General features: G+C 73.3%; 19 protein-coding genes. 16 read left to right on the forward strand and 3 right to left on the reverse strand.

What is annotated here, in order from left to right:
• Positions 1–8 precede the first annotated feature (8 nt).
• The 7 genes from OHA89_RS34500 (at position 9) to OHA89_RS34530 (ending at position 10,777) form a co-directional block, all read left to right on the forward strand.
• Positions 9–1,157: a hypothetical protein gene (locus OHA89_RS34500; RefSeq protein WP_406367862.1), complete on the forward strand. Its 1,149-nt coding sequence runs from the start codon at positions 9–11 to the stop codon at positions 1,155–1,157.
• Between the two features lie 62 nt (positions 1,158–1,219).
• Positions 1,220–1,501, forward strand: coding sequence for an acyl carrier protein (locus OHA89_RS34505; protein WP_215150329.1), 282 nt, complete (start codon positions 1,220–1,222; stop codon positions 1,499–1,501).
• Positions 1,498–2,670 (forward strand): acyl-CoA dehydrogenase family protein, encoded by a 1,173-nt coding sequence (locus tag OHA89_RS34510; RefSeq protein WP_406367863.1) that lies wholly within the window; start codon positions 1,498–1,500, stop codon positions 2,668–2,670. The genes OHA89_RS34505 and OHA89_RS34510 overlap by 4 nt, the downstream gene beginning before the upstream one ends.
• Before the next feature lie 28 nt (positions 2,671–2,698).
• Positions 2,699–3,817, forward strand: coding sequence for an acyl-CoA dehydrogenase family protein (locus tag OHA89_RS34515; RefSeq protein ID WP_266611780.1), 1,119 nt, complete (start codon positions 2,699–2,701; stop codon positions 3,815–3,817).
• Positions 3,814–5,349: an AMP-binding protein gene (locus OHA89_RS34520; RefSeq protein WP_266611782.1), complete on the forward strand. Its 1,536-nt coding sequence runs from the start codon at positions 3,814–3,816 to the stop codon at positions 5,347–5,349. Before OHA89_RS34515 ends, OHA89_RS34520 begins: the two co-directional genes overlap by 4 nt.
• A gap of 108 nt (positions 5,350–5,457) precedes the next feature.
• Positions 5,458–10,089, forward strand: coding sequence for a CHAT domain-containing protein (locus tag OHA89_RS34525; protein WP_406367864.1), 4,632 nt, complete (start codon positions 5,458–5,460; stop codon positions 10,087–10,089).
• Positions 10,073–10,777: a hypothetical protein gene (locus OHA89_RS34530; RefSeq protein ID WP_266611785.1), complete on the forward strand. Its 705-nt coding sequence runs from the start codon at positions 10,073–10,075 to the stop codon at positions 10,775–10,777. The genes OHA89_RS34525 and OHA89_RS34530 overlap by 17 nt, the downstream gene beginning before the upstream one ends.
• Positions 10,778–10,798: 21 nt before the next feature.
• Here OHA89_RS34530 and OHA89_RS34535 read toward each other — a convergent pair whose 3' ends face one another.
• Positions 10,799–11,908 carry a serine hydrolase domain-containing protein gene (locus OHA89_RS34535; RefSeq protein ID WP_406367865.1) on the reverse strand — a complete coding sequence of 370 codons (1,110 nt, stop codon included), beginning with the start codon at positions 11,906–11,908 and terminating at the stop codon, positions 10,799–10,801.
• 327 nt (positions 11,909–12,235) lie between these two features.
• On the opposite strand from OHA89_RS34535, the gene OHA89_RS34540 reads away from it, so the two are divergent.
• Both OHA89_RS34540 and OHA89_RS34545 read left to right on the forward strand, forming a co-directional pair.
• The gene (locus OHA89_RS34540) at positions 12,236–12,640 is read left to right on the forward strand and encodes a hypothetical protein (protein ID WP_215150318.1); all 405 of its coding nucleotides are present in this window, start codon (positions 12,236–12,238) and stop codon (positions 12,638–12,640) included.
• 8 nt (positions 12,641–12,648) lie between these two features.
• Positions 12,649–14,769 (forward strand): tetratricopeptide repeat protein, encoded by a 2,121-nt coding sequence (locus OHA89_RS34545; RefSeq protein WP_406367866.1) that lies wholly within the window; start codon positions 12,649–12,651, stop codon positions 14,767–14,769.
• A gap of 88 nt (positions 14,770–14,857) precedes the next feature.
• Here the strand turns inward: OHA89_RS34545 and OHA89_RS34550 are convergent, their stop codons facing one another.
• Complete coding sequence (locus OHA89_RS34550; protein ID WP_266611790.1) at positions 14,858–15,823, reverse strand: CHRD domain-containing protein; 966 nt, start codon at positions 15,821–15,823, stop codon at positions 14,858–14,860.
• Between the two features lie 178 nt (positions 15,824–16,001).
• Between OHA89_RS34550 and OHA89_RS34555 the strand changes: the two genes are divergently transcribed.
• The gene (locus tag OHA89_RS34555) at positions 16,002–16,475 is read left to right on the forward strand and encodes a hypothetical protein (RefSeq protein ID WP_266611792.1); all 474 of its coding nucleotides are present in this window, start codon (positions 16,002–16,004) and stop codon (positions 16,473–16,475) included.
• Between the two features lie 147 nt (positions 16,476–16,622).
• Here the strand turns inward: OHA89_RS34555 and OHA89_RS34560 are convergent, their stop codons facing one another.
• A complete protein-coding gene (locus OHA89_RS34560; RefSeq protein ID WP_406367867.1) occupies positions 16,623–18,251 on the reverse strand; it encodes a carboxylesterase/lipase family protein in 1,629 nt (542 codons plus the stop codon).
• Positions 18,252–18,478: 227 nt separating this feature from the next.
• On the opposite strand from OHA89_RS34560, the gene OHA89_RS34565 reads away from it, so the two are divergent.
• The 6 genes from OHA89_RS34565 (at position 18,479) to OHA89_RS34590 (ending at position 25,324) form a co-directional block, all read left to right on the forward strand.
• Entirely contained in the window at positions 18,479–19,654 is a 1,176-nt protein-coding gene (locus tag OHA89_RS34565; protein WP_257558502.1) for an ABC transporter substrate-binding protein, read from the forward strand.
• Position 19,655: 1 nt separating this feature from the next.
• The gene (locus OHA89_RS34570) at positions 19,656–20,534 is read left to right on the forward strand and encodes a branched-chain amino acid ABC transporter permease (RefSeq protein ID WP_266611796.1); all 879 of its coding nucleotides are present in this window, start codon (positions 19,656–19,658) and stop codon (positions 20,532–20,534) included.
• Positions 20,535–20,620: 86 nt separating this feature from the next.
• Entirely contained in the window at positions 20,621–21,544 is a 924-nt protein-coding gene (locus tag OHA89_RS34575) for a branched-chain amino acid ABC transporter permease (protein WP_266611798.1), read from the forward strand.
• The gene (locus OHA89_RS34580; RefSeq protein WP_406367868.1) at positions 21,541–22,302 is read left to right on the forward strand and encodes an ABC transporter ATP-binding protein; all 762 of its coding nucleotides are present in this window, start codon (positions 21,541–21,543) and stop codon (positions 22,300–22,302) included. The genes OHA89_RS34575 and OHA89_RS34580 overlap by 4 nt, the downstream gene beginning before the upstream one ends.
• A complete protein-coding gene (locus tag OHA89_RS34585; protein ID WP_323186041.1) occupies positions 22,299–23,006 on the forward strand; it encodes an ABC transporter ATP-binding protein in 708 nt (235 codons plus the stop codon). Before OHA89_RS34580 ends, OHA89_RS34585 begins: the two co-directional genes overlap by 4 nt.
• Before the next feature lie 263 nt (positions 23,007–23,269).
• Positions 23,270–25,324 (forward strand): SpoIIE family protein phosphatase, encoded by a 2,055-nt coding sequence (locus tag OHA89_RS34590; RefSeq protein ID WP_406368704.1) that lies wholly within the window; start codon positions 23,270–23,272, stop codon positions 25,322–25,324.
• Positions 25,325–25,558: the final 234 nt, after the last annotated feature.

A 25,558-nucleotide genomic window follows, 5' to 3' on the forward strand; every position in this document is an offset into this window, starting at 1 on the left:
AGAACCAGATGAACGACCACCCGGCGTCGGCGCCGCTGCCCGAACGCCACGCGCTCGGCTCCGTGCACACCGAACTGCTCGACTGCATCCAGGTCAACCTGGCCGTGCTCGCCGACCACCACCACGGCCCGGACACCCACCTGCGGCTCGGGGCCGCCCTGCGCTGGCACTCCCGCCCCGGACCGAACGGACTGCCCACCGTCGACCCGCCGCTCGACCACCGGATCGCCGAGGCCGAACAGCTGCTGGGCCTGAAGGTCCGCAGCCGTACGCGGCTCACCGGAGCGGAGCTGTTGGCCGCCGTACGGGCCCGGGGCACCACCCACTACGTCGTCGCCGACGCCCACGCGATGCCCTGGCTTCCCTACCACGGCCGCCGCCACATGGACCACAGCTTCCTCCTCGCGCCGGGCCCCGACGGCTTCCACGTCGCCGACGGCTACCGCACCGACACCCCGTGGGGCCCCGCGGCCCCCGGTCACTGGCAGTTCGGCGCCGACGCCCTCGCCGGCATCGAGCACGCCGAGGTCATCGAGTGGGCGCCGCGGCTCCTCGACGCCACCGCACCGCGACCCGAGTACGACGGCGGCGACCCCGCCCCCTACCTCGCCGCCTACGCGGACCACCCCGACCGGGCCGCCGCCCTCGAACAACTCTCCGCCGAGACCTGGCTGCTGGCCCGGGCCCGCGCCCTGCACGCCCGTTGGCGCGCCCGGCTGTCCCTGCCCGTGGACACCGAGCACCTGCGGAGCTGGGACCTGGTCGTGGAACAGTCCTACCTCGCCCACCGCAGGGTGGCACGCGGCCGGACCGAACCGCCCGGCGTACTGGACCGGCTCGCGGCGGCCCTCGCCGCCGACGCCGCCGCGTTCGCCACGCCCGCGCCGCAGGCCGCGCCGGACCCGGAGCTGCGGGCCGCCGTCGCCGCCATCGCCGCCTCCGTGCTCGACGCACCCCGCCAACGGCTCCTCGACGGAGCCGAGTTCACCGCCTTCCAGACGTTCAGCTCCTTCCGGCTCGTCGAGCTGATCGAACGGGTGGAGCGGGAGCTCGAGGTCGAACTCGACGCCGACGACCTGATCCCGGAGAACCTGCGCCGCGTCGACGACCTCTGCCAGATCGCCTCCCGCCCCTGGGCCGCCGCCCCGGCCGCATGACACACGCGCGGGCCGCCGCCCGTTCCCGTACCCACTTCCCACCCGAGGAAAGGACCCTTCCCATGGACCCCCGTTTCATCGAGATCCTCCGCCCCTCCGCCGACGGCGCCACCGGCGCGGCCATCACCCCCGAGACCGACCTGCGCGCCCTCGGCATCGACTCCATGGGCGCGATCGAGCTGCTGTTCACCCTCGAGGACACCTTCGGGATCTCGCTGCCCGACACCGACCTCAACGACGAGACCTTCGCGACCGCCGGCAGCCTGTGGCAGGCCGTCGCCGCCCAGATCTCGCCGGGCCAGAGCTCCCCTGGCCAGAGCTCCCCGGGCCAGGTGGCCGCATGACCACGGCCGTGACCACCGCCCGTACCACGTCGGAGGCCGCCGAAGAGGTCGCCTCAGTCGCCGCCGAGCACGCGGCCCGCACCGACCGGGACGCGGCCTTCCCCGTCGAGGCACTCGCGGCCCTGCGCCGCACCCGCCTGCTCGGCCTGCTCGTCCCCACCGAACACGGCGGCCCGGGCGGCACCCTCCGCGACGTCGTCGAGGTGACCGAGAAGCTCGGCCGCGCCGACCTGTCCGTGGCCATGATCTTCGCCATGCACTGCCAGCAGGCCGAGGCACTGGTGCGCCACGCCCACGAGCCGCTGCGCTCCGCCCTGTTGCCCCGGCTCGCGGCCGGCGAGATCTACCTCGCCTCCGTGACCACCGAGGCGGGCAAGGGCGGCCACCTCCTCACCGCCGAGGCGGCCCTGGCCGAGCAGCAGGGCCGCCTGGAGATCGACCGGTTCGCGCCCGTGGTCACCGGAGGCGCCCACGCCGACGGCTTCCTCGTCACGATGCGCAGCCCCGGTGCCAACTCCGGCCACCAGGTCTCCCTCGTCTACGCCGACCGCGACCAGCTCGAGATCAGCGGCGACGGCGACTGGCAGCCGCTCGGCATGCGGGCCAGCCACAGCGTGCCGCTCCGCCTCACCGGCAGCGTCCCCGGCCACCAGGTCGTCGGCGCCCACGGCGACTTCTCCCGCATCGCCGGCGAGATCTTCGCCCCGTACGCGCACGTCGGCTGGTCCGCGGCCTGGCTCGGCACGGCCGCCGGCGCCCTGTCCCGCGTCCTGCGGCTGCTGCGCGGCCCGGAGAGCCGCGGCCGCTTCGACATCGGCTCCGAACTGCTGCTCACCCGGCTGTCCCGGGCCCGGCAGCGGGTGGACACCGTCCACGCCCTGCTCCGCCACACCCTCGCCGTGGTCGAGGAGGGCACCGAACTGCACACCCCCAGCGGCCAGTTGCTGCTCAACGCCCTGAAGATCACCGCGGCCGAGCAGTGCCACGCCGCCGTTGACGACCTGGTGACCGCGGTCGGCCTGCGCCACGGCTACCTCAAGGACTCGCCGACCCGCCTCGAACAGGCCCTGCGCGACCTGCGGTCCGCCGCCCTCAACTACAGCAACGACCGGCTCCACCTCGCCGACGGCCGCCTCGCCCTGCGCGACACGGGGGTGCGCCTTGTCTGACCTCCGCACGCACACGTCGGACAGCACGTTGGGCAGCACATCGGGCGGCACGCTGGGCAGCACCGTGGAGGCCCTGCCTCCCGAGGCCTCCGGCGCCGAGGTCTGGTCGGCCCTCGGCGCCGCAGGGCACCTGACCGCCTGCTACCGGGACGGCGACCCCCGCCGAGGGCTGCGACCCGCCGCCCTCGCCCGGCTGCTGGCCGCCACCGACGCCCGCTTCGGCATCCCCGCCACCCTCTCGGTGAGCGTCCCGCTCGCCACCACCCTGCCGGTCCTGGCCACCGGCACCACCACCACGGCCCGCCAGGCGCTGAAGGACGCCCTCGCCGGACGGGTCACCACCGCCCTCGCCGCCACCGACGTCACCGCGGGCACCGACCTCACGGGCCTGCGCACGGCCGTCCACCTCGACGGGGACACCGCCGAGGTCACCGGCGAGAAGCAGTGGATCGCCAACGCCACCACCGCCGCCTGGTTCCTCGTACTGGCCCGGCTGCGGCCCGGCCGCCACTTCACCTCCTTCACCTGGGTGCTCGTCCCGTCCGATGCCCCCGGTGTCCACGTCCGCCCCGCCGAATCCGCCCTCTACGCGGCCTCCGGCACCGGACACGTCCGCTTCGACGGCGTACGCCTGACCGCCGGTCACCTCGTGGACCGGGTGGGCATGGGCCTGCCCTCCTTCGCCCGGCACATCGCCACCGAGCGGCTGGCCGGCGCCCTGTGGGGCGTCGCCCTGTGCCGGCGCGTCCTGGCCGACACCCGCCGCCACCTGGCCGGGCGCGCCCACGGCGAGGCCACCCTGTGGGACAACGAGGCGATCCGGCAGCGCTTCGCCGCCTGCCTGGTCCGCACCCAGGAACTGCACGCCCTGTGCGAGCAGCTCGCGGAACCCGTGGCCCGCCGCCACGACACGACCGCGGCCGCCACCCTCAAGGCCGCGGCCGGCGCCACCGTCGGCCAGGTCCTCACCGACTGCGCGCAGTGGTGGGGAGCCGCCGGATTCGCCGACGGATCCCTCCAGCAGACCCGGGCGCAGGCGGCGCTGTTCGGTATCGGCGGCGGCGCCACCGAGGTCGTCCTCGGGACGCTCGCCGACTCCGCCGATCACATCCTCGCCCGCCTCGCACCCGGAGCAGAGACACCATGAGTGACACCATGACCACACCCGCCGGACACCGGACCCTGCACGACTGGTTCGCCGCCTCGGCGGCGGCCCACGGCCCGCTGCCCGCTCTCGAGGCCGCCGGACGCGTCGTCAGCTACGCCGAACTCGACGACCTCGCCGGCCGGATCGCCGCCGCCCTCCTCGAGCACCTCGGCGGCCGAGCCCCCCGCCGGGTGGGCCTGCTCGCCGGGCGCACGCTCGTCGCGTACGCCGGGTACCTCGCCGTCCAGCGTCTGGGCGCCGCCGTGGTGCCGCTCGGCCCGGCCTTCCCGCACGCCCGGCACGTCACCGTGGCCCGCGCCGCCGCCCTGGACGCCGTACTCGCCGACGAACACGCCGCGCCCGGCCTCACCCTGCCCGCTCCCGTACTGCGGCTGACCGACACCGCCCTCGACGCCCTCGACGCGGGCTCCGCACCGCCGCCGGTCCCCGGCGGACCCGGCGACCTCGCCTACATCCTGTTCACCTCCGGCTCCACCGGCGTGCCCAAGGGCGTCCCCGTCCTCCAGCGCAACGCCGACGCTTTCCTGCGACAGGTCGTCCCCGCGCACGACGCGGGCCCCGGCGCGCGGCTCTCCCAGACCTTCGACCTCACCTTCGACCCCTCCGTCTTCGACATGTTCTGTGCCTGGGGCTCCGGCGCCACCCTCGTCGTCCCCGACCGCGCCGAACTGATGACGCCGGTCCGGTTCGCCGCCCGGCGCGAGCTCACCCACTGGAACTCGGTACCCTCGCTCGTCTCGCTCGCCCGCCGGCTGCGCCAGCTGCGGCCGGACAGCCTCCCGGCCCTGCGCCGCAGCGTGTTCTGCGGCGAACCGCTGACCCTGCAACAGGCGGAGGCCTGGCGGCTGGCCGCCCCGCAGAGCACCGTGGAGAACGCGTACGGCCCGACCGAACTGACCGTCACCTGCACCTCCCACCACCTGCCCCGGGAGTCCGGCGACTGGCCGCGCACCTCCAACGGCACCGTCCCGATCGGCCGCCCCTACCCCGGCCTGGAGGCGCTCGTACGGGACGGCGAACTGTGCCTGCGCGGACCCCAGCGCTTCCCCGGGTACCTGGACCCCGCCGACAACGCCGGCCGCTTCCTCGCCCCCGACGGCGCCCCCTGGGACCCGGCGACCGAGCTCGGCGACGACCACTGGTACCGCACCGGAGACCGGGTCACCGCCCTGCCCGACGGCGGCTACCTGCACCAGGGCCGGCTCGACCAGCAGGTCCAGGTCAACGGCTACCGCGTGGAACTCGGCGAGGTCGAGGCCGCCCTGCGCGAACAGGCCGGCGTCACCGAGGCGGCCGTCATCGCCGTGGCGAACGCCGGCGGCGGCACCGAACTCGCCGCCGCCTGCTCCGGCCCCGGGCCCGCCCACGCCGCCGCCCTCACCGAAGCCCTGCGCGCCCGCCTGCCCGGCTACATGGTCCCCGCCACCCTCACCGTGCTCGACGCCCTCCCGCTCAACGCCAACGGCAAGACCGACCGCACCACCCTGCGCACCCTCCTGACGGCCGCCTGAGGGAACCGAGTAGGGAGGAAAGGACGTTGGACGGGGGTGGTGTGACGTACGGTTCACAACAGGTGGCACATGCACGCATGACGCAGAGGTGCGGGGGGCGGCGCGGTCATGTTCGGTTGGGCACTGCTCAAACTCTGGGGCTCGCTGAGGGCCGACACGTTCACGTGGCCGGAGCCGAGGGATCCGGTGGCGGCGGGGGAGCGCATCCGCAGGCTGGGCGCGCTGCCTGCCGAAGAACTCCTGCGCACCATCGACGGGGAGGGCGGGCCGCGGCATGAGCCGCTCTCCGCGGACCTGGTCGCGCTGGCGGCCGGTGCGGGCGTCGGCTGGCACGACGCCGAGACGGCCGGGGCGATGGCGGAGGTCCTGGCGGCCGTCGGGATGGGCCTCGCGGCGTCGGGCGAAGGCCGCGACGCCCTCGAAACGGGCGACCGCATACAGAGCGAAGCCCATGTCCTGCGGGGGATCGCCGCCGACCGGGCCCGGGACAGCGAGGAGGCGCACCGGCAGTTCGCCCGGGCCGACCACCGGGGCAGCGCCGCAGGGCACCCGATCGCGGTGGCTCTCGGGCGCATCGGGATGCTCGCCACCGCGGAGAGCGTCCCGGCGGCCGATGACCTCCAAGGCGCCGTGGACCGGGCGCTGGAACCGCTGGAGGGCCTGGCACCGGGCCCTGCCCTCGAGGAGGTGCGCCGGGCGACGCGGGCCAGGGTCTCGGCGCGGGAGGCCGCAAGCCGTTGGTGGGCGAGCGCGGGGCGGGCCTCGGCGCGGCGCCGCCTGGAGCGCTGGCTGTACCAGCACCGCGACGGCGGCCCGGAGGAACTGGTCCGGGCCCTGCTCCCCGGACTCGCGCGGTCCGTGGCCGAAGAGGACGGCCGGGTCGCGGACCGCGCGCGCGTGCTGGACGAGGCGTTCGCGGCCCACCCCCGGTTCGCCCTGTTCCGGGGGGCGCTGGGACGGCTCTACTACGACGTGGGCAGACCGGCGCTCGCGGTCGAGGTCCTGGAGCCCCTGTACGCGGCGCGGCCCGGGGACAGGTCCACGGCGGTCCGGCTCGCGCTGGCCTACGACAGTGCGGGCAGGGGAGAGCAGGCCGTCCCCGTGCTGCGCGCCCACCTGTCGGAACCGCCCGTTCCGGAGGACGAGGCGGTGCTGACCGTGCTCGTGGGCATTCTGCGCGACCTCGGTTCTCCCGAATACGCGGTGTGGGACGCCCATCTGGCCCGGATCCGCGGGGACGCCGGAATGATCGAGATGCTGCCGACGGCCGTGCGCAGCCGGCTCGCCCAGCAGCCGGCCCCGGCCCGGCTGCTGGCCCGGTTCGAGGACGGCACGCTCACCATCGATCCCGGTGCCGCCTCGCTGTCGCGTTCCCAGATGCAGGCGCACCTCCTCGCGGCGCTCTACGGGGGCAGCCCGAACGGCGGTGAGATGCTGGCCGGCCTCGCCGAGCGGGACCCCGCGATGGGCGCCGAGGTCGCCGGCCTGCTCGGAGTGGCGCCGGACGCGCCGGACGCGCCGGACACGCCGGACGCGCCGGCGGCGGCAGCGGACCGTGCCGACGTGGACGAGATCCTGAGGCGAGGGGACGAGCACTTCCAGCGCCGCGAGCTGACGCAGGCGGAGGCCTGCTACCGGCAGGCACGTGAGCTCGATCCGGACAGCGCCATGGCCCTGCTGTGGCTGGGAGACGTGCACTACGCGCGGCAGGAGAAGTCCGTCGCCCGCGTCTACTTCGAGGAGTCCTTGGCGACCGAGGAGACGCCGATGGCCTGGCGGTTCCTGGGTGATACGCTCGCCGCGGAGCCGACGACGGTGGAACGCGCCCGCGCCTGCTATCAGCGGGCCCTGGCCATGGATCCCGGCTACGGCGGCGCCCGGCAGGGGCTGGCGCGGCTCCCGCCCGCAGCGGAACCCGCGCCCGCGTCCGCGGCCTTGGCCGTACCGTTACCCGAGCCCGCACCGGTCTTCGAACCCGCACCGCCGCCCGGGCCGGCACCGGCACCCGGGCCCGCGCAGGCACCCGTAGCCGCCGAACCGATCCCCGGACCCGCCCGGGCACCCGAACCCGTACCGGAACCCGTGGCCCGGCCGGCACGACCGCGGAGGAACGCGGCCCCGCCCCCGGAGGAGCCCCAACGCGACCCGGCGTTCGAGCGGTTGTCGGCCTCGGGAGTTCTGGCGCACGTGCCCGAGAAGCTCGAAGCGGTCATGAGGGAGAAGGACCCGTCCATCCCGGAGCTGCTGGACAGTCTCGAAGACGACGAGGCCTTCGCACGCTGGCAGGACAGGTGGCTCCCGGAGCACTTCGGTTACGTCTACACGGGGCTGTGGTCACTGGCCTGGCAGTGGAGCGCGAAGGCCGGGAACACCCGCCGGGCACTGCTGATGGCCCAACGCCAGGCGCAGATCGCGGAGTCCTTGGAGAGCCAATGGGGCGGGGACACGGCGGAAGGGGCGGGCAAGGCCCTGCTCGTCACCACCGCCCTGGAGCACGTGGCGTCCATCCTGGGAGACCTCGGGCGGTACGACGAGGCCTACGCGGTCCTGCGCCGGGCCGAAACCTGGCTGGAGACCGACCGTGTCGAACGGGAGCGCGTCGGGCGGCCGCTCGAGGGCATGCTCGGCGGGTACATGGAGGAAGGGAACCCCAGAGTCGAGCTCTACCAGCGGCTGGCCGGGGCGGCCGAGCGCTGCGGCGCGCAGGAGGCCGCGGCAGGCCATCGCAGGCAGGCGGACGAATGGCGCGAGGAGGGCCCGCGCTCCGACCAGGAGCGGATCCTGCGGATGATCTACGAATCGGTGGTCAGCCTGCGGGAGGGTGACGCCGACCGGGCCTTCCGCTTCCTGGACCTGGCGCTCCCGCTCGCCCAGCGTGAAGCGGCGTGGTCAACGGTCAAGCAGATCCTCGCGTTCGTCCACCACTCCCGCGCGAAGGCCCTCTCCGAGCTGGGCCTCGAGCGCACCGCGCTCCAGCACATCGCCGAGGCCCGGGCGTGCAACGCGGGCAACGCCGACCGGCTGTCGGCCGACTGGAGGGTCACCGCCGGGATCCTGGGCAAGCGCCCCGCCCTGGGTGATCCCCTCGAGGCGTACGAGCACGTCCTGCACCTGTCCGGCGTGCCCGGCCGGGACGGTGACCCGCTGCTGTGGCGGCCGCGCCGGGTGCCCGGCGAGCCGGTGCGCATCGAGCACCCCGAACGGGCCTGGGCGGTCATCGGCCCGATGGCCCGCGCCGCCTGGGACACCGGGGAGCCCGAGACCGCCGCGGCCGTTCTCGAACTCGGCGTCGACCTGGCCGACCTGGTGCGGGCCCAGCAGACCGACCCGGCGCTGCGGCGCCGGATCCAGGACGAGCGCGCCGACGTGTACGAACTGCTCACCCGCTACCGGGTCGACGGCTACGGCAGCACGGAGGCCGCGTTCACGGTCTCCGAGCGGCTGCGGGCACGGTCCCTGCTCGATGCCATGAGCACGGCCGAACTCCGCGCGCCCACCGGAGTGCCGGGTGAACTGCTGGCCAGGGAAGCCGCCTTGCTGCGCGAGCGGACCGCCGTGGAACAGGCCCCGCACACCGACTGGGCCCTGCACCACGACATCGGGCGGAAGCTGGCAGCCGTGTGGACCGCCATCGCCGAGCGCTGCCCGGCGGCCGAGGAGTACGTCGCCATCCGCCGCGCGACGGTGACAGCACCGGGCGCCGTCCTCGAGGAACTCGCGGGTGAGCGGGTCGTGGTGGCCTCGTACGCGCAGCTCGGCGACGGCCGCACCGTGCTGTTCACGCTCGACCCCCGCCACGGGCTCGCCGTCACCGGGATCGACGCGGACGGCGAGCGGATGCTCCGCTTCATCGCGGACAACCTCGGCAGCGCGGGCCGGGTCCGCGAGATGGCCATCGACATGCCGGGGCTCTTCCAGCAGGTGCTGAGCCCTCTCGTGGCCCCGCTGAAGGGGCTGACCGCCCCAGGGGACACCGTGCTGATCTGCCCGACGGGCGCCCTGCACAACGTACCGTTCCACGCCCTGTCACCGGACGGCGGCGCCACGCTCCTGGACCGCAACCCCGTCGGCTACCTGCCCAGCGTGTCCCTGCTCCGTACGCTCGGCCACCGCACGGCGGGCAACGGCAGGGGAGCCGTCGTACTGGGAGACCCCGGCGGGGACCTGCCCCACGCCCGCTCCGAGGCGCGGCTGCTCGGTGCGCGCCTGGGGACCGATCCCCTGATCGGCGAGGCGGCCACCAGGCAGCGGGTCCTGCGTGACATGGCCGGCGCGGAGATCCTGCACGCCGCCTGCCACGCCTCGTTCCAGGACGACGATCCGCTCGCCTCCGGCCTGCTCCTCGCCGACGGCGTGCTCACCGGCCACGACATACTCCGGCAGAACTGGCACGGGGTCCGGCTGGCAGTGCTCTCCGCCTGCGAGACGGGGCTGGGCCGCACCGGCCGCACCGACGAGACGCTGGGCCTGAGCCGGGCCCTCCTGTTCGCCGGAGTACGGTCACTGATCATGAGCCTGTGGCGGGTCCCCGATGCGGCGACCGCCTCGATCATGGGCGACTTCCACGACCTCACCCTGTCCGGCGAACGGCCGGACCAGGCCCTGCGCACCGCGATGCTGGCGGCGCGCGACCGTCCCGGCGGAGACCGGCTGGACCGATGGGCCGCCTTCTGCCTCCTCGGCGAATGGCGTGCCCCCCACCCCACAGGAAAGGGAGCGCCGCATGCCGGACACCGCTGAATCCGCCGAACTGTCGGAACAACTGCCGCCGGGCTTCGACCTGGTCGGCCTGGTGGCCCCGACGGTCGAGGAGGACGAGCCCGACCGGGCCTATCAGCGGGTCGACGAGGCGACCGTCAGCCTGCTGCGGCGCGAGACCCGGATCGGCCTGGCCCGCGGCGAGGTCACGGTCGTCGAGACCGGGGACCCGGCCGTCCAGGGATACGACATCCCGCTGATCTGCGTCGTCCAGACCCACCCCGAATGCACGGTGCGCTGGTCGCGGCTGGTGCTCGACCTCTCTCCCTCGCCGGGCGCCACCATCGCGGACATGTCGCCCACCCTGGTGGAGGGCGAGGAGCCCATCGAGATCGAGACCAGCCTGGGAGCGGGCCTCAGCTTCAGCGCGGCCGGCGCCGCCCTCGGCGCCGACCTCACGCCCCAGCTGATCAGACGGCGCACCGTCTACTGCCCGCGCATCACGTCCTCGGGCATCGGATTCACCACCGCCTACTGGGACTTCCACGCCTCCGACCGCGAATTCCTGCACGTCAACGAGGAGTTGCGGCTGCTGGTGCAGGCCCCCGCCGGAACCGCCGTCGACGCCGTGGTCACCATGCGCGCCCGCGTGCTTCCCCGCGGGCTGGGCCGCGTCGTCCGCCTCTCCGGAAAGCTCGCGGGCTTCGAGGGCCCGTGCAGGCTGACGTAGCCATGTCCCACGCGGCGGCCGTCACCTGCACAAGGCGGTGTCGACGAGGGCCTGGGCGTTGTCGACGTGCTGTCCCGTGGGCGCTCCGACGGCGGTGACGGCCACCGCGGCGGCGCGCCCGTCATCGGTGACCGCGTTGCGCGTGGAGTAGCCGGGGATGTCACCGCCGTGGCCCCACGCCAGGCCGCCGCAGCTCAGCGGGGTACTGGTCACTCCCAGCCCGAACCGGACACCGGTCCCCAGCCCGGTGTCGTCGGGCACCTCCACGGTGGTGCGCATCTGGGCGAGCTCCGCGGGCCCCAGGAGCCTGCCGCCGACGAGGGCGGCGAAGAAGCGGTTCAAGTCGCCCGGGGTGGAGATCAGTTGCCCGGCGGCCCATCCCCAGGAGGGGTCCAGGCGTGTGATGTCCTCCAGCGGACCTCCGGGCTTCGCCGCGTGGTAGCCCTGGGGGTGGGCTTCCCGGATGCCCTCGTCACCCACGCCGGGGAAGTAGGTGTGGCGCAGTCCGATGCGGTCGATGACGCGGTGGGTGATCTGCTCGGCCAGCGGGCGGCCGGTGACCTTCTCGACGAGCAGACCGGCCAGGACGTAGTTGGTGTTGCTGTACGACCAGCCGTTCCCGGGTGCGAAGAGCGCCTTGTGGGCCAGCGCCACGTCGAGCAGGGCGCGGGGCTGGTAGTAGGTGTGGCGCCTTTCACCGACGTAGTCGGCGACCATGAAATCGGTGTAGTTGGGCAGTCCGCTGGTGTGCTGGAGCAGCTGGCGCACCGTGATGCGGCGGCCGTCGATGCCCTCGCCCCGGACCAGGTCCGGCAGGTACTCCTCGATCGGGGCATCGAGGGCGATCCTGCCCTCGCCGACCAGCTGCAGTACGACCGTGGCGGTGAAGGCCTTGGTGTTGCTCCCGGCCCGCACCTGCCCGTCGACCGGAACCTTCGCCCCGGTCCGCAAGTCCGAGACACCGGCGGTGTAGTTGCGGGTGCGCCCGTCACGGTCGACGGTGGCCGCCAGGGCGGCGGGGTACCGGTCGTCGCGCACCAGACGCTCCAGTCCCTGCCGCACCGGATCACCCGAGCCGTGGGTCTGCGCCGCCGCGGGGAGCGTGCCGCCCACGGCCAGTGCCGCGGCCATCACCGCCACCATCGTGATTCCCCGCCGTAACCCTGAGGACGAGAGGACGCGAACGGACGGAAGCCGACGTGAACGGTCGGTCATGGGAAACCCTCCTTGTGCACCCTGCCGGGCGCATCGATCATGCGGATGCCCCGAGACTAGGAAGCGGACCCGGTCCGGCACATCGCCCGCGGGTCCGAGGCCCCGGGTCCTGCCCGCACGCCCACGACCAGGACCCACATCCCACCCGGGACTCCTCCTCCGGAGTGAGCCGCCGTCCGACTCCAGCCGGTAGTGAATCGGTATGTGATGCTGGGACAATTACCGTTTGACTGGGGGAGTTTGATGGATCCGGAGATCGCCGCGCTGGCGGCAAGCGCGGGGACGGCGTTGGTCACCGCACTGGCCACGGAGGCCTGGCAGAGCGCGAGTGAGGGACTGGTCGCGTTGTGGCGGCGCGTGCTTCCTGGGCGGGCCGATGCCGTGGAGGCCGAACTCGAAGCGACACGGGGTGATCTCCTCGGCGCGCGCGACGAAGGGGACGAGGAGACCCCGGCCGAGCTGGCCGCGGAATGGCAGGGCCGGCTCCGGCGGCTGCTGAGCGCGCACCCGGAGGCGGCCGACGAGCTGCGCACCCTGCTGGCCCAGGCGCAGCCGCCCGCCGCGCCCGTGATCACCCAGCACGCCACCGCATCGGGGAACAGCCGCGTCTACCAGGCCGGCCGGAACATGAACATCGGTCCGAGGTGAACGGACGCATGGACGGCCGTGCCGGCGGCCACGGCCGGATCTACCAGGCCTCCGGCGACCAGCACATCGTCGAACACCACCACCACGCCCCCTCGTGGTCCGGCCCGGACACGGTACGCAGCCCCGCACTGGGCCGCACCCCGCTCGTACTCCGCGACCGCGTCGAGCTGATGGACACGCTGCGGGCCTCCGTCGCCCCGGACGCGGGCGGCCAGGTCCACGTCCTCCACGGACTCGGCGGCTGCGGCAAGACCGCCGTCGCCTGCGCGCTCTTCGAGCACGCGACCGCGGACGCGGGCGGGGGTCGCATCGGCCTGTGGGTGAACGCCTCCGACACCACCTCGCTGCGCTCCGGCATGCTGGCCGTCGCCGCCGACCGCGGCGCCGCAGAGGGCGAGTTGATGGCCGCGCGCAGCGGACTACGGGCTGCGGCGGACCTGGTCTGGGACCACCTGGACCGGTCCGACCGGCCCTGGCTGCTGGTCATCGACAACGCCGACGACCCCGCCGTACTCCGCGACGGCGGCTGGCTGCGCAGCAGCCCGCGCGGCGCCGTACTGGTCACGAGCCGTCAGGCCTCGAGCCGTTGGTGGCCCGGAGCGGAACTGCTCCAGGTGGGTGTACTGCCGCGTGCGGACGCCGCCCAGGTGCTCCGCGACCTCGCTCCCGGAGCGGGGACGGCCGAGGAGGCGGAGGAGATCGCCGACCGGCTGGGCCGGCTGCCGCTCGCCCTCACCCTCGCCGGCACCTTCCTCGCGCATCAGGTGATCAGCCCCTGGACGCTGACCGAGTACGGACAGCGCCTGGACATCGACCTGATCGACCAGGGAGCCGTGGGAACCGCCGGCGACGCACGCCACCTGGTCAGCAGCACCTGGGAACTCTCCCTCGACGCCGTCGCCGACCAGGGCCTGCCCGAGGCCCAGACCCTGCTCCGCCTGCTGGCCTGCTGGGCGAGCGATCCGCTCCCGCTCTCGGTGCTGGCCGGTCTCGACCTGGGCGCGGACCTCCCGGCCGGGCGCGTCGAGCCGGCGCTGCGGGGCCTGCTGGACCATTCCCTGACCGAGCTCGTGCCGGGCCCTCCGCGCAGCCTGCGGACCCACGGGGTCCTCCTCGACAGCGTGGCCCGCAGTACCCCCGCGGAGCAGCGCGGGAACCTTGCCGCCAAGGCCGCCCAGCTGTTGCTGGCGGTCCTGCCGGAGACACCCGAGCGCGGCATCGAGGCGGCCCCGTTCCGGCCGCTGGCACCCCACGTGCTGGCGCTGCTCCGACGGGTGTCGGAACGGCAGGACGTGGACCGGTCGGTCGTGGAATCGGCGGCGGAGTGCGCGTTGCGGCTCGCCGTCAATCTCCACCGGTCGGGCGATTCCGCCTCCGCGCTGGCGGTCGGGGTCCGGGCCGTGGACCTGGCGAAGGCAGGACTGGGCGACGACCACCCGCTGGTCGTGCGGCTCCGGCAGCGCGTGGCGCGGACACTGCGCCGCCTCGGCCGCTTCGCGGAAGCGGAGACCCTCGCGCGGCGGACCCTCGCCGACTGCGAGCGGCTGTTCGGACCGACCGGCCTGGACACGCTCGAGAGCTGTGCGGTCCTGGCGCTCGTCCTGTGGACGGACGGCCGGGAGGCCGAAGGCGCGGCCCTGTTGCAACGATCCCTGGAGGGCTGGACCGAGGTCCTGGGACCTCTGCACCCGGTGACACTCAGGGCGCGCTACATCATCCTGGAACTCCTCCGCGGTCCGGACCTGGAGCGGGCGATCGAAGGGGCGCCGGCCCTGATCAGGCAGTGCGCCGACACCATGGGGCCGGACCACACGATCACCATGATGGCGCAGCTCAACTACGCGAACGCCCTGTTCTACGCCGGCCGGCCCGCCGCCGCGCTTCCGCCCGCCCGCCAGGCGTTCGCGGCAGCCGAGCGGCGTTACGGGTCCGACTACCAGATCACCCTGGCCTCCCGGTCACTCCTCGCGCTGACCCTCGCGGGCGTCGGCGAATTCCCCGAGGCGATCGAGCTGATGGAGGTGGTCGTGGAGAAGCGGACTCGAATCCTCGGGCCGGATCACGGCTGGACGCGGAACTCCGTGGACAACCTGGCCGACCTCCGTGCTTCCATAGCGCCCACCCGCTGACGATCCCGTCACCGCCCGCCCCCGGCCGTCCTTCGGCCGGGGGCGGGCGGCGGCGGTGGTCGTGATGTGCCAGGGGTGTCGTGCGGGGTCAGCGGAACAGCTGGCCGCGCACCGCTCCGTCGGGGAACTCCGCGGTGTGGATGTTGGAGTAGTAGTCGCGGGGGTTCTCCTGGGCCCGGCGGACGTCGTCGGCGTTCTGCCCCGCCAGACGGCCGGAAACGGCGAAGATCCCGTCGGGCACGGGCTTGTCGAGCAGGTTGAAGACCACGTCGCCGTTCTTGCCGAACGGTCCGCGGTGAATGTGCCCCAGCGTCGGGCTCTTGATGTTGACCCACGCCAGCGAGTAGTCGAGGTTCGTCCCCGAAGGCTGCAGGAAGGTCACGGCGTAGCCGTCGGGGTCACCGACCTTGGAGGTGTCGGTCTTCGGTACTTCCTGGGCTCCGTTGGACAGCGCGCGGAGCTTGCCGCCCTTGAGGATGGAGAGCGGGTTGACGGGGCGGTTGAGGGGCCCGAGCTGGCCGCGTACCGCTCCGCCCGGGAACTCGGCACTGTGCAGGTTGACGTAGAAGCCGGCCGGGTTGGTCTGCAGGCGCTGCGCGAGCGCCGCGTCGGTGACGGACACCTGGCCGGCGGCGGAGTGGACGGTGGAGGGCATCGCACTGCCGAAGAGGGGTACCTTCACCGCGCCGTTCTGCCCCGCCGCGCCCTCGTGGATGTGGCCGAGGCTGGGCACGAGCCCCTTCCAGTTCAGCGAGAACGTCACACGGTCGCCCTTGACCTGCACCAGCGCGACCGCTTCACCGTCCGGGTCGTCGACGCCCGGCCCACCGGTGACCGGTACCTCCTGGTCGCCGTCGAGCCGCGCCACGAGCGTCACGGCCCGGCCGGACGACGGAGTCGTGAACGCGGCGGCCGACCCGGCGGTGCCCGGCGCGGAGCCGTGTCCGCCGTGCCCGGCGTCGGCGTTCGCGGGGATGACGGTGGTGGCTCCCACCGCGAGCACGCAGGCCGCGGTCGCCAGAAGTCGCGTCTTCATCTTCTTGGTCATGCTCATGTGCGTGATCCCTCCCTGAGATCCCGGCCTTCGGTGGCCGGTCACAGGACATACGGATCTCCCAAGCCCCTTGTTCAATATGGAATTTTCTGATTTCGCTTTGAACCATCTGCCGGGAGCGGGTCGTGTGCCACCCGACCAAGCCCCATCCCGTACTGACGGCAGAAGGAAGATGACGATGCGTCCCCTGAAGACCGGTACCGCCGCCCTCGCACCCGTGCTCGTACTGGCCACGCTGGCCCTGACGGCGTGCGGCGGCGCGGAACCCGCGGCCTCGAAGCCGGCGCCCTCGACGGCCGCCGCCTCCGTCCGCGTCTCCGACTCCCCACTCGGCCCGATCCTGGTCGACGGAGCGGGCCGGACGCTGTACGGCTTCACCAAGGACCAGGCCGGCGCGAGCAACTGCGACGCCGAGTGCGTCGCGGTCTGGCCGGCCCTCACCGCGCCGGAGGTCTCGGCGGGACCGGGCACCGAGGCGAAGCTGCTCGCCAAGACCTCGCTGACCGAGGGCGCCACGCAGGCCAGGTACGGGGACTGGCCGCTCTACTACTACGTGGGGGACGCGGTCGCCGGAGACGTCACCGGTCAAGGCCTGGACGGCGAGTGGTTCGCGATCGGCGCGGACGGCAAACTCGTCAAGCGCACCGTGTGAACCGGTGGCACGGAACCGGAAGACGGCCGGGTCCGCTGCAGAAGGCGATCGCGAAGAACGTCGGCGCCCACGAGAGCGCCAACTGACCTCCGGCGCGGGGCACTACGGCCGGCGGCCCGCGCCCCCCGCCGGAGGCCGGCGGGTCGCCTACGAGGACGCCGGCTGGCGCAGGCGCCGCCAGTACCCGGCGAGGTCGTCGGCGGCCGCGGTGACCGAGTCGAGGGCCATCGTGGTGCGCGAGTCCCTCCCGTAGCGCTCCCAGCGCGGCATCGGGTGCTGGTTGGGATCCCCGGTACGGATGAAGGAGATCCAGGACGCGTGCATGGTGGCGGCCAGGCCGTCCCGGACCCCGGGGCGCAGCCCCGCCAGGAACGGCGCCTGCGACCACTTGTCGAAGTTGTTGAACACGAACGGCAGTTCCAGACAGTGCGCCGCCGCCAGCCGGCCGTCGTGCGCGGGCGTCGGGAGGTTGAACTGGTACGCCCAGACCGGACGCCCGCGGGCCGCTCGCCGCTCGGCCAGCGCCAGGGCGGGCATGCGGAACAGGTCGTCGCCGATCAGGTCCATGAGCACGTCCACCGGGCGGGCGCCCGGCCGGGCCTCCTCGTACGCGGTGTACGCCTCGGCCGCCCGGTTCCCGAAGGTGTCCCGCGCTCGCGCGAGCACCTGGTCCTTGGTCGCGGCGGCGTACGGCTCACTGAGCGCGAAGGCGAAGTTGGCCTCCTCCCGGGTCCAGCCGATCAGTACGTCGATGTCCGCCCCGGCACCGCTCAGGAGCAGGTCGGCCGGGTCCCGGTCGAGGGTGACCCCGTCGAGCACCGGCAGGAACGGGGTGGACCAGTATCCCCACTTGCCCGTGCGCCCGAACATCTCGAAGGTGGCGGCGATCAGGCGTGGCCACGGCACGGCCCGTAGTTCCGCCACGTCCTTGGCCCCGAGGATGTCCAGGAAGGCGGCGGTGCGCTGAAGGGACTCGGCGCGGTTGGGGATCTGCAGCCCGAGCGGCGGGCTCTGCAGGATGGCGCGCCGGAACAGCGGGCGGCCCTTGGGGCGGGCGCCGGCCAGTGCGGCGACCGACAGCGCGCCGCCGGACTGCCCGGCGACGGTGATCTGGTCCGGGTCTCCGCCGAACGCGGCGATGTTGTCCCGTACCCAGCGCAGCGCGGCGAGTTGGTCGGTGAGCCAGAAGTTCCCGTTGGCGCCGTCCTCGCCGAAGTAGAGGTAACCCAGCGGCCCGAGCCGGTAGTTGATGGTCACGACGACGAGGTCGCCGTCACGAGCGAAGGTCTCGCCGGAGTAGTTGGGCATCGAGCCGGAGCCGGAGATGAAGCCGCCGCCGTGGATCCAGACCATCACGGGTCGCCTGGCGTTGTCGGCCCCGGGGGTCCAGACGTTGAGCGTGAGGCAGTCCTCGTCGAAGGGCGGCGACCCGTGCGTTCCCAGGACCTGGTCGCCGCCTTCCCGGTAGGGCTGCGGCGCGCTCGGGCCGAAGGCCGTCGCGTCCCGCGTTCCCTGCCAGCCGGGATGGGGCTGCGCCGGCCGCCAGCGAAGGGCGCCGACCGGCGGCGCCGCGTAGGGCACGCCCTTGAACACGGCGAGGCCTCCCTCGATGCCGCCGCGCAGCCGGCCCGAGGGCAGCTCCACGACGGGCGAGGACGCGTCCGCTCGCGGGGCGGCCTGCGCGGCGCGTCCGTCCGGGACGCCGGAGAGCAGCGTGGCGCCGGCCAACACCCCGCCGTTCTTGAGGACTTTGCGCCGCGATGGATCGTCGGTCATGGTGCTTCACTCCCTGACTGATCAAGAGCCCGTCGCCGAATCGGCATTGCGTTATTTTGACGACGGCAAGTGTTACGGCATGCGTGGGGCCGGGGTCAAGGGGCGGGCTTTCGGTGCGATCCGCCATCTCGCGAACTATTGACGAGCGTCGCAGATACGCGATAGACACGTGTCACTTCCGATGCCGCCCGCCAAGGCAGGGCCGGCTGACAACGTACGGAGTCTCCATGGCACGTCGGATTCGTCCCGCCGCTCTGATCGCCGTCACCACAGCCCTCTCGCTGGCCACCGCATGCGGTGGTGCCAGCCTGGGGACCGGCGACGGCGACAAGCAGAACGGGCCCGTGAAGATCGGGCTCCTCCTCCCGCAGTCCGGGATCTACAAGGCACTCGGCGACGACATGAAGCAGGGCTTCGAGCTCTACGTCGAGCAGCACGGCGGCAAACTCGGCGGCCGCGAGGTGGAGATCGTGGTCGCGGACGAGGGGGAAACCGCCGACTCCGGCAAGGCCGCCGCGGAGAAGCTGGTCAAGCAGGACCGGGTGCTGGCAGTGAGCGGCGTGGTCAGCTCGGCCACCATCAACGGGGTCAAGGACCTGTTCGAGACCAGCAAGATCCCGCTCGTCGGATCCAACGCCTCGCCGACGACCTTGACCGGGACCTCCTACATCTGGCGCACCTCGTACGTCAACGACGAGCCGGGCAAGGCACTGGGCAAGCACGTGGCCGAGAAGGCCGGCGGTCCGGTCTTCCTGATCGCCGCGGGCTACCAGGCGGGCAAGGACGAGATCGAAGGCTTCAAGTCCACCTTCCTCCCCGCCGGCGGCAAGATCGCGGGCGAGGAGGTCTACACACCGTTCCCCGGCACGAAGAACTTCCAGCCGTACCTCGCCCAGATCGAGAAGTCCGGCGCGAAGGCGGTCTTCTGCTTCTACGCGGGCGGCGCGGCCGTCGACTTCGTCAAGCAGTACCGGGACTTCGGTCTGGCAGGCAAGATCCCCCTCTACGCACCCGGCTTCCTCACCGAGGGCGGCGTGCTCAAGGGGCAGGGCGACGCCGCCACCGGCATCCTGACCTCGCTCAACTACAGCGCGGACCTGGACAACGCGGCCAACCAGCAGTTCGCGCCGGCCTACACCTCCGCCTACGGGGCGGCCCCGACCACCTACGCGATGGCGTCATGGGACGCGGCGCAGGTGCTCGACAAGGCGATCAAGGCAGCCGGGGGCACGGTGACGCCGGAATCGGTCAACGCGGCCATCTCCACGGTGGGCGACATCGACAGTCCGCGCGGCACCTGGCGGTTCAACAGCGGCGGTACTCCCGTCCAGCCCTGGTACCTGCGCGAGGTCAAGCAGGGCGCCAACACGGTCAGCTCCGAGCTCGGCCGACTGGGCGGCTGACATGTCCGGATGGTTGGACGGCAACTTCGTCAGCGTCGTCGACGGGGTCGCCTTCGGTCTGCTGCTCTTCACGATCGCGGTCGGCCTCTCCCTGGTCTTCGGCATGATGGACGTGCTCAACCTGGCCCACGGCACGCTCTACCTCGCCGGGGCCTACGTCGCCTACGCACTGTCCGACGGGACCCTGCCGGGTCTGCTCCTCGCGCTGCTGGCCGGCGCTCTGGTGGGCACGATGGGCGGGACGGCGCTGACCTTCCTCACCCAGCCGCTGGCCCGGCGCGGGCACCTGGACCAGGCCGTGCTGACGCTCGGCATCACCTTCATCGTCGCCGATCTCCTCGCTGCGGCCTTCGGCGGCGAGGTGCTGCCCACCGACCCGCCGACGGCGCTGCGCGGGACGGTGGACCTCCTCGGCCACGCGTACCCGGTCTACCGGCTCGTGTTCATCGCCGTCGCGGCCGGCCTCGCGCTCGTCGTGTACCTCGTCTTCGAACGCAGCTCGCTCGGAGCACTGGTCCGGGCCACCGTCGCCGACCGGGACATGGTCCGCGCGCTCGGCGTCGACATCCGCAAGGTGCTCTACGGGGTCTTCGCGTCCGGGGCGGCCCTCGCGGCGGTCGGCGGTGTCCTCGGGGCTCCGATCCTGGGCCCCGGGCCCGGAGTCGACGAGACCGTGCTCGTCCTCTCGCTCGTCGTCGTGGTCGTCGGCGGCCTCGGGTCGGTGCGCGGCGCACTGGCCGGGGCACTGCTCATCGGCCAGGTCCAGACGCTCGGGGTGGCGCTGCTCCCGGAGTACGCGCCCTTCCTCCTCTTCGGCACCATGCTGGCCGTGCTCGTGGTCCGCCCGAACGGCCTGGTCTCGTCGGCGGTGCGCACATGAGCCCGTCCAGACCTGCCAGATCCGTCAGATCCGTCAGATCCGTCAGACCTGGCGGACCCGCCACGCGGCGGCTGTCGGCGACCGCCGTGGTCGCCGGGCTCGCGCTGGCTCCCTTCGTCCTCGGCCCGTACGCCGTCGGCACCTTGTCGCGCATCCTGGTGTTCGCCCTGCTCGCCATGAGCGTGAACCTGCTCACCGGCCTCACCGGACTGCCGACCCTCGGGCAGTCGGCGTACTTCGGAGTCGGTGCCTATACGGCGGCGATCGTGGCCACGCGGCTCACCGACATCGGGATACTCCAACTCCTCATCGCCGCCGGGGTTTCCGCCCTGGTCGCCGTGCCGACCGGATGGCTGGCCGTCAGGGCCCGGGGGGTCGTCTTCCTGATGCTGACGCTGGCCATCGGCGAGATCGTCCACAGCGCCGCGGTCAACTGGAAGTCGCTCACCAACGGCACCGACGGGGTATCCGGCATCCCGCCGGTCGTACCGCTGCCCGGCATGCCGGCGCTGGAGCTCGACGGACTGGTCTACTTCTACGTCCTGGCCGTGTTCCTGCTGCTCTTCGCGGCCGTCATCCGGCTGGGATCGACACCGTTCGCCCTCGCCCTGCGCGGAATCCGCGACAACGAGCCCCGGATGAAGGCGATCGGCTACCCCACCCGGCGGTACGCCCTGACCGTGTACTGCGGCGCCGGGGCGCTGGCCGGCGCCGCCGGGGCCCTGTGGGTCTCGGTGCAGCGGTTCGTCTCGCCCGGCGACGCCGGATTCGAGATCGCCGCGCTGGCGCTGCTGGCCGTCGTCATCGGCGGCTCCGGCTCGATGTGGGGAGCCTGCGCCGGCGCCGCACTCGTCTGGCTCACCCGCGACTACCTCGGCAACCTCGAAGCCGTCGCCGGGCGCGGGCCGCTGCTGCTCGGACTGCTCTTCGTCATCGCCGTCTACACACTGCCCCGCGGGCTGGCCGGCGTACGGCTCCCGCCCCAGCTGACTCGGAAGAGGACGGCGTGAGCGAACTCGACCTACTCGAACTGCGCCAGGTGTCACGGCAGTTCGGGTCCTTCAAGGCCGTGGACGAGGTCTGCCTCACCGTACGGGCGGGCGCGCGGCACGCGATCATCGGTCCGAACGGCGCGGGCAAGTCGACGCTGTTCGGCCTCATCTCCGGAACGCTGCCGGCCACCTCCGGATCCGTCCTCGTCGACGGGCAGGACGTGACCCGGCTGCCCGTGGACCGGCGGGTCGGGCTCGGTGTCGCCGCGACCTTCCAGCACTCCAGCCTCTTCCTGCGCGAGACGGTACTGGAGAACGTGCTGCTCGCCGTGTTGCGCCGGACCGGTGCCGGACTCGGCGGCTGGCGCAAGGTGAGCGCCCGGGCCGCGACGGTGAAGCAGGCGCGGACCCTGCTCGAGCGGGTGGGCCTGCCCGCCCGGCACGAGGTCGCGGCGGCCGAACTCTCGCACGGAGAGCGGCGGCAGCTGGAGGTCGCGGTGGCGCTGGCCACCGAACCCCGCCTGCTGCTGATGGACGAGCCGGCCGCCGGGATGTCCCCGGCGGAGACGGCGCGGCTCACCGAACTGGTCGCCGCGCTGCCCGGTGAAGTGACCGTACTCCTCATCGAACACGACCTCGACATGGTCTTCGAGCTCGCCGACACGGTGACGGTCATGCACCTCGGCAGACACCTGAAGACCGGCTCCCCGGACGAGGTGCGGGCGTCCGCCGAAGTCCAGAGCGCCTACCTGGGCAGTGTGGAGGCCGCCTCGTGAAACCCTTCTTCAGCATGCGCGACCTGCGCTCCGGCTACGCCGGGGGCACCGTCCTGGGCGGCGTCGACCTCGACCTCGACGCGGGCGGGATCCTCGCCGTCCTCGGGCGCAACGGGGTCGGGAAGACCACCCTCATGTCCACCGTCATGGGATTCGTCCGGCCGTACGAAGGCAGCATCACCCTCGACGGCAGGGAGCTCGCCGGGGCCCGCGTCGACGTGATCGCCCGGGCCGGGGTGGGCATCGTCCCCCAGGGGCGCCGGGTGTTCGCGCCCCTGACGGTGGACGAGCACCTCGCCATCGCCTCCCGCCGCCCCGCATCAGGGCCCTGGACCCGGACACGGGTCCTCGACCTGCTGCCGAGGCTGGGGGAGCGGCTCGGACACCGTGGCGACGAACTGTCCGGCGGGGAGCAGCAGATGCTCGCGATCGCGCGGGCCCTGCTGGGCAATCCGCGTCTGCTGCTCCTCGACGAACCGTCCGACGGACTCGCTCCCGCGATCGTCTCCCACGTGGGCGAGGTCATTCGCGAGGTGAGTGCCCAGGGGATGTCCGTGGTCCTCGTCGAGCAGAACCTGGGGCTCGCCCTGTCCGTCGCCCAGGACGTGGCCGTCATGCAGAAGGGCCGCATCGTCCACCGGGCCGCCTGCGAGGAATTCCGGTCCCGGCCCGAGGACAGGCGGCGCCTGCTGGGGGTCGACTGACCCGACGGCCGGACGGGAGCGGGCCGACGGCCCGCTCCCGTCCGGCCGCTTCAGGTACGGGCCCGGCGCGCCGACCCTGCCAGGGCCGCCGCGCGGCAGCCGCGGGACACGCCCGGACCGGGCAGTGCGCCCCCGGGTGCGGGGGGGTGGGAGACCATGTGCGGGTGCGGGATGTCCCTGGTGCCGGAAGCGATGTGTCTGGTCAGCGGCAATCGGAGGTGGCGCTGGACGGAGTGGTACGCGCCACAGGCGCGTCCGTCGGCATGCTCTACCTCCCCGGACCGGACGCGCACGTCCTGTACCTCGCAGTGGTCAGCGGGGTGTCCCGGGAGTTCGCCGCCCCCTGGTCCCGGGTGGGGCTGGACGACGCCATCCCGGTGGCCGACGCGGTGCGCGAGGACCGGCTCGTCTGGCTGGGGGGACGGGAGGAGACGGCCCGCCGCTATCCACGGCTCGGGCTGGTCCTGCCCTACGACTTCACCCTCGCCGCCGCGCCCCTGCCCGGCCGCTCCCCGGACGGCGGAACGCCGTCGCCGGGCGGGCTGGTCCTGCTGTGGTCGGGCGCGCACCCGCCGCACCTCGAACCGCACGAAAGGGACACGATCGAGGAGGGATGCCGGCACCTGGCGCAGACCTTGCGTCAGGCCGCCGACGCGGGGCACCCGTTCCACCCGCCGGCAAGCCCCGTGCTGCTGCGCCCGCCTCCCCCTCCCACACCGGGCCCCGTCGAGGCCGCGGCGGTCGCGGCCTTCGTCCGCCGGCTCCCCGGCGGAAGCAGCGCCCTCGATCTCAACGGAAAGATCACCTTCGCCACCCCCGGAGCCGCCGAGCTGCTCGGCGCACCGCTCTCCCACCTGATCGGTGCCCTGCCCTGGGAAGCACTGCCCTGGATGGACACCCCCGCGATCGAGGACCACTACCGGGGCGCGGTGATCAGCCGCCTGCCCCGCTCCTTCACCGCCCTGCGCCCGCCCGACCACCTGCTGCGCTTCGAGCTCCACCCGGACGACACGGGCATCAGCGTCCGCATCACCCCGGCCGACGACCTCCCCGAGCCCCCCGCGGCCCCGCCGGGGGAAGCGGGGCCGACGGCCTCCTTGTTGCCCAGCCGGGCCACCGCGCTCTACCAGCTGATGCACCTGGCGGCGAGCCTCACGGAGGCCGCACACGCCCAGGACGTGGTCGAGCAGGCCGCCGACCAGCTCGTCCCGGCGCTCGGAGCCCAGGCCATGGCCCTCCTCGTCGTGGAGGAACAGCGCCTGCGCATCGTCGGCCACCGCGGGTACGCGGACGGGCTCACGGCGCGCCTCGACGGCCGGCCCCTGACGTCCGACACGGCCGTCACCCGCGTGCTGCGCACCGGCACCCCGCTGTTCTTCTCCGACGCCGACGAGCTCATGGCCGCGTACCCGTCCGCCGAGCTCGAGAAGGGCATGGCCGCCTGGGCCTTCCTGCCCCTGATCGCCTCGGGCCGGCCGATCGGGTCCCTCGTCCTCGCCTACGTCCGCCCCCACCACTTCGCCCCGGGCGAACGCGCCGTACTCACCTCGATCGCCGGGCTGATCGCCCAGGCGCTGGACCGGGCCCGCCTCTACGACGCGACGCACCAGCTCGCCCGCAGTCTCCAGACCGGCCTGCTGCCCCACGCCCTGCCGGACATCCCGTCCCTGGAAGTCGCCGCCCGCTACCTCCCCGCCACCCAGGGTCTGGACGTCGGCGGTGACTTCTACGACCTCATCCACATCGACGACACCACCGTCGCCGCCGCGATCGGCGACGTCCAAGGCCACAACGTCAACGCCGCCGTCCTGATGGGACAAGTCCGCACCGCCGTCCACGCCACCGCGGGAGCACCGCCCGGCGAGGTCCTCGCCCGGACCAACAGACTCCTCACGGACCTCGACCCCGGGCTTTTCACGAGCTGCCTCTACGTCCACATCGACCTCGCCCGCCAGTCCGCCTGCCTGGCCACCGCGGGCCACCCGCCGCCCCTGCTGCGCCAACCCGGCGGACCGGTCGAGGTACTCCACCTGCGCCCCGGTCTCCTCCTCGGCATCGACCCCGACGCCACCTACCCCGCCGCCGAGATCCCCTTCGCCCCCGGCACCCTGCTCGCCCTCTACACCGACGGCCTCGTCGAAACCCCGGGCCAGGACCTCGGCGAGTCCATCACGGCCACCGCGGCACACCTCACCCGCACCCACGACCAGCCCCTCGACCTGCTCGCCGACGACCTCATCCGGCACGCCCGGCGCGCGGCTCCCCGTACCGACGACATCGCCCTGCTCCTGCTGCGGTCTCGCCTCGACCGCGCATGACGGACGCCGGTCACCCGCCGGCCTCCAGGAGAACTCGAGGGCAGCCAGCGCCCCGCTGGGGCCGGGGCGGAGCGGGGCCGCAGCGGCGGCGACGCATCGCGAATGATCCGTCGCGGCGCGCCGCGGGGGGCTTACGATCGCGACGGACGGTCTCGTCCCGCGACCGCAGCCCGCCCCGCACCCGTGGAGGTCAACCGTGTTCCGGACGGCCCAAGGACACCGCACGCACCGCAG

It is taken from the genome of Streptomyces sp. NBC_01546 (genome assembly GCF_045208355.1).
In the GTDB taxonomy this organism is placed as follows: Bacteria; Actinomycetota; Actinomycetes; order Streptomycetales; family Streptomycetaceae; genus Streptomyces.

What these genes read in the sequence shown, in the direction of transcription:
- OHA89_RS34525 (WP_406367864.1), top strand. Translation starts at nt 5,458, where the DNA reads ATGTTCGGTTGGGCACTGCTCAAACTCTGGGGCTCGCTGAGGGCCGAC.
- OHA89_RS34545 (WP_406367866.1), top strand. Translation starts at nt 12,649, where the DNA reads ATGGACGGCCGTGCCGGCGGCCACGGCCGGATCTACCAGGCCTCCGGC.
- OHA89_RS34560 (WP_406367867.1), bottom strand. Translation starts at nt 18,251, where the DNA reads ATGACCGACGATCCATCGCGGCGCAAAGTCCTCAAGAACGGCGGGGTG.
- OHA89_RS34530 (WP_266611785.1), top strand. Translation starts at nt 10,073, where the DNA reads ATGCCGGACACCGCTGAATCCGCCGAACTGTCGGAACAACTGCCGCCG.
- OHA89_RS34500 (WP_406367862.1), top strand. Translation starts at nt 9, where the DNA reads ATGAACGACCACCCGGCGTCGGCGCCGCTGCCCGAACGCCACGCGCTC.
- OHA89_RS34570 (WP_266611796.1), top strand. Translation starts at nt 19,656, where the DNA reads ATGTCCGGATGGTTGGACGGCAACTTCGTCAGCGTCGTCGACGGGGTC.
- OHA89_RS34555 (WP_266611792.1), top strand. Translation starts at nt 16,002, where the DNA reads ATGCGTCCCCTGAAGACCGGTACCGCCGCCCTCGCACCCGTGCTCGTA.
- OHA89_RS34540 (WP_215150318.1), top strand. Translation starts at nt 12,236, where the DNA reads ATGGATCCGGAGATCGCCGCGCTGGCGGCAAGCGCGGGGACGGCGTTG.
- OHA89_RS34505 (WP_215150329.1), top strand. Translation starts at nt 1,220, where the DNA reads ATGGACCCCCGTTTCATCGAGATCCTCCGCCCCTCCGCCGACGGCGCC.
- OHA89_RS34590 (WP_406368704.1), top strand. Translation starts at nt 23,270, where the DNA reads ATGCTCTACCTCCCCGGACCGGACGCGCACGTCCTGTACCTCGCAGTG.
- OHA89_RS34535 (WP_406367865.1), bottom strand. Translation starts at nt 11,908, where the DNA reads ATGGCCGCGGCACTGGCCGTGGGCGGCACGCTCCCCGCGGCGGCGCAG.
- OHA89_RS34550 (WP_266611790.1), bottom strand. Translation starts at nt 15,823, where the DNA reads ATGAGCATGACCAAGAAGATGAAGACGCGACTTCTGGCGACCGCGGCC.
- OHA89_RS34510 (WP_406367863.1), top strand. Translation starts at nt 1,498, where the DNA reads ATGACCACGGCCGTGACCACCGCCCGTACCACGTCGGAGGCCGCCGAA.
- OHA89_RS34565 (WP_257558502.1), top strand. Translation starts at nt 18,479, where the DNA reads ATGGCACGTCGGATTCGTCCCGCCGCTCTGATCGCCGTCACCACAGCC.
- OHA89_RS34520 (WP_266611782.1), top strand. Translation starts at nt 3,814, where the DNA reads ATGAGTGACACCATGACCACACCCGCCGGACACCGGACCCTGCACGAC.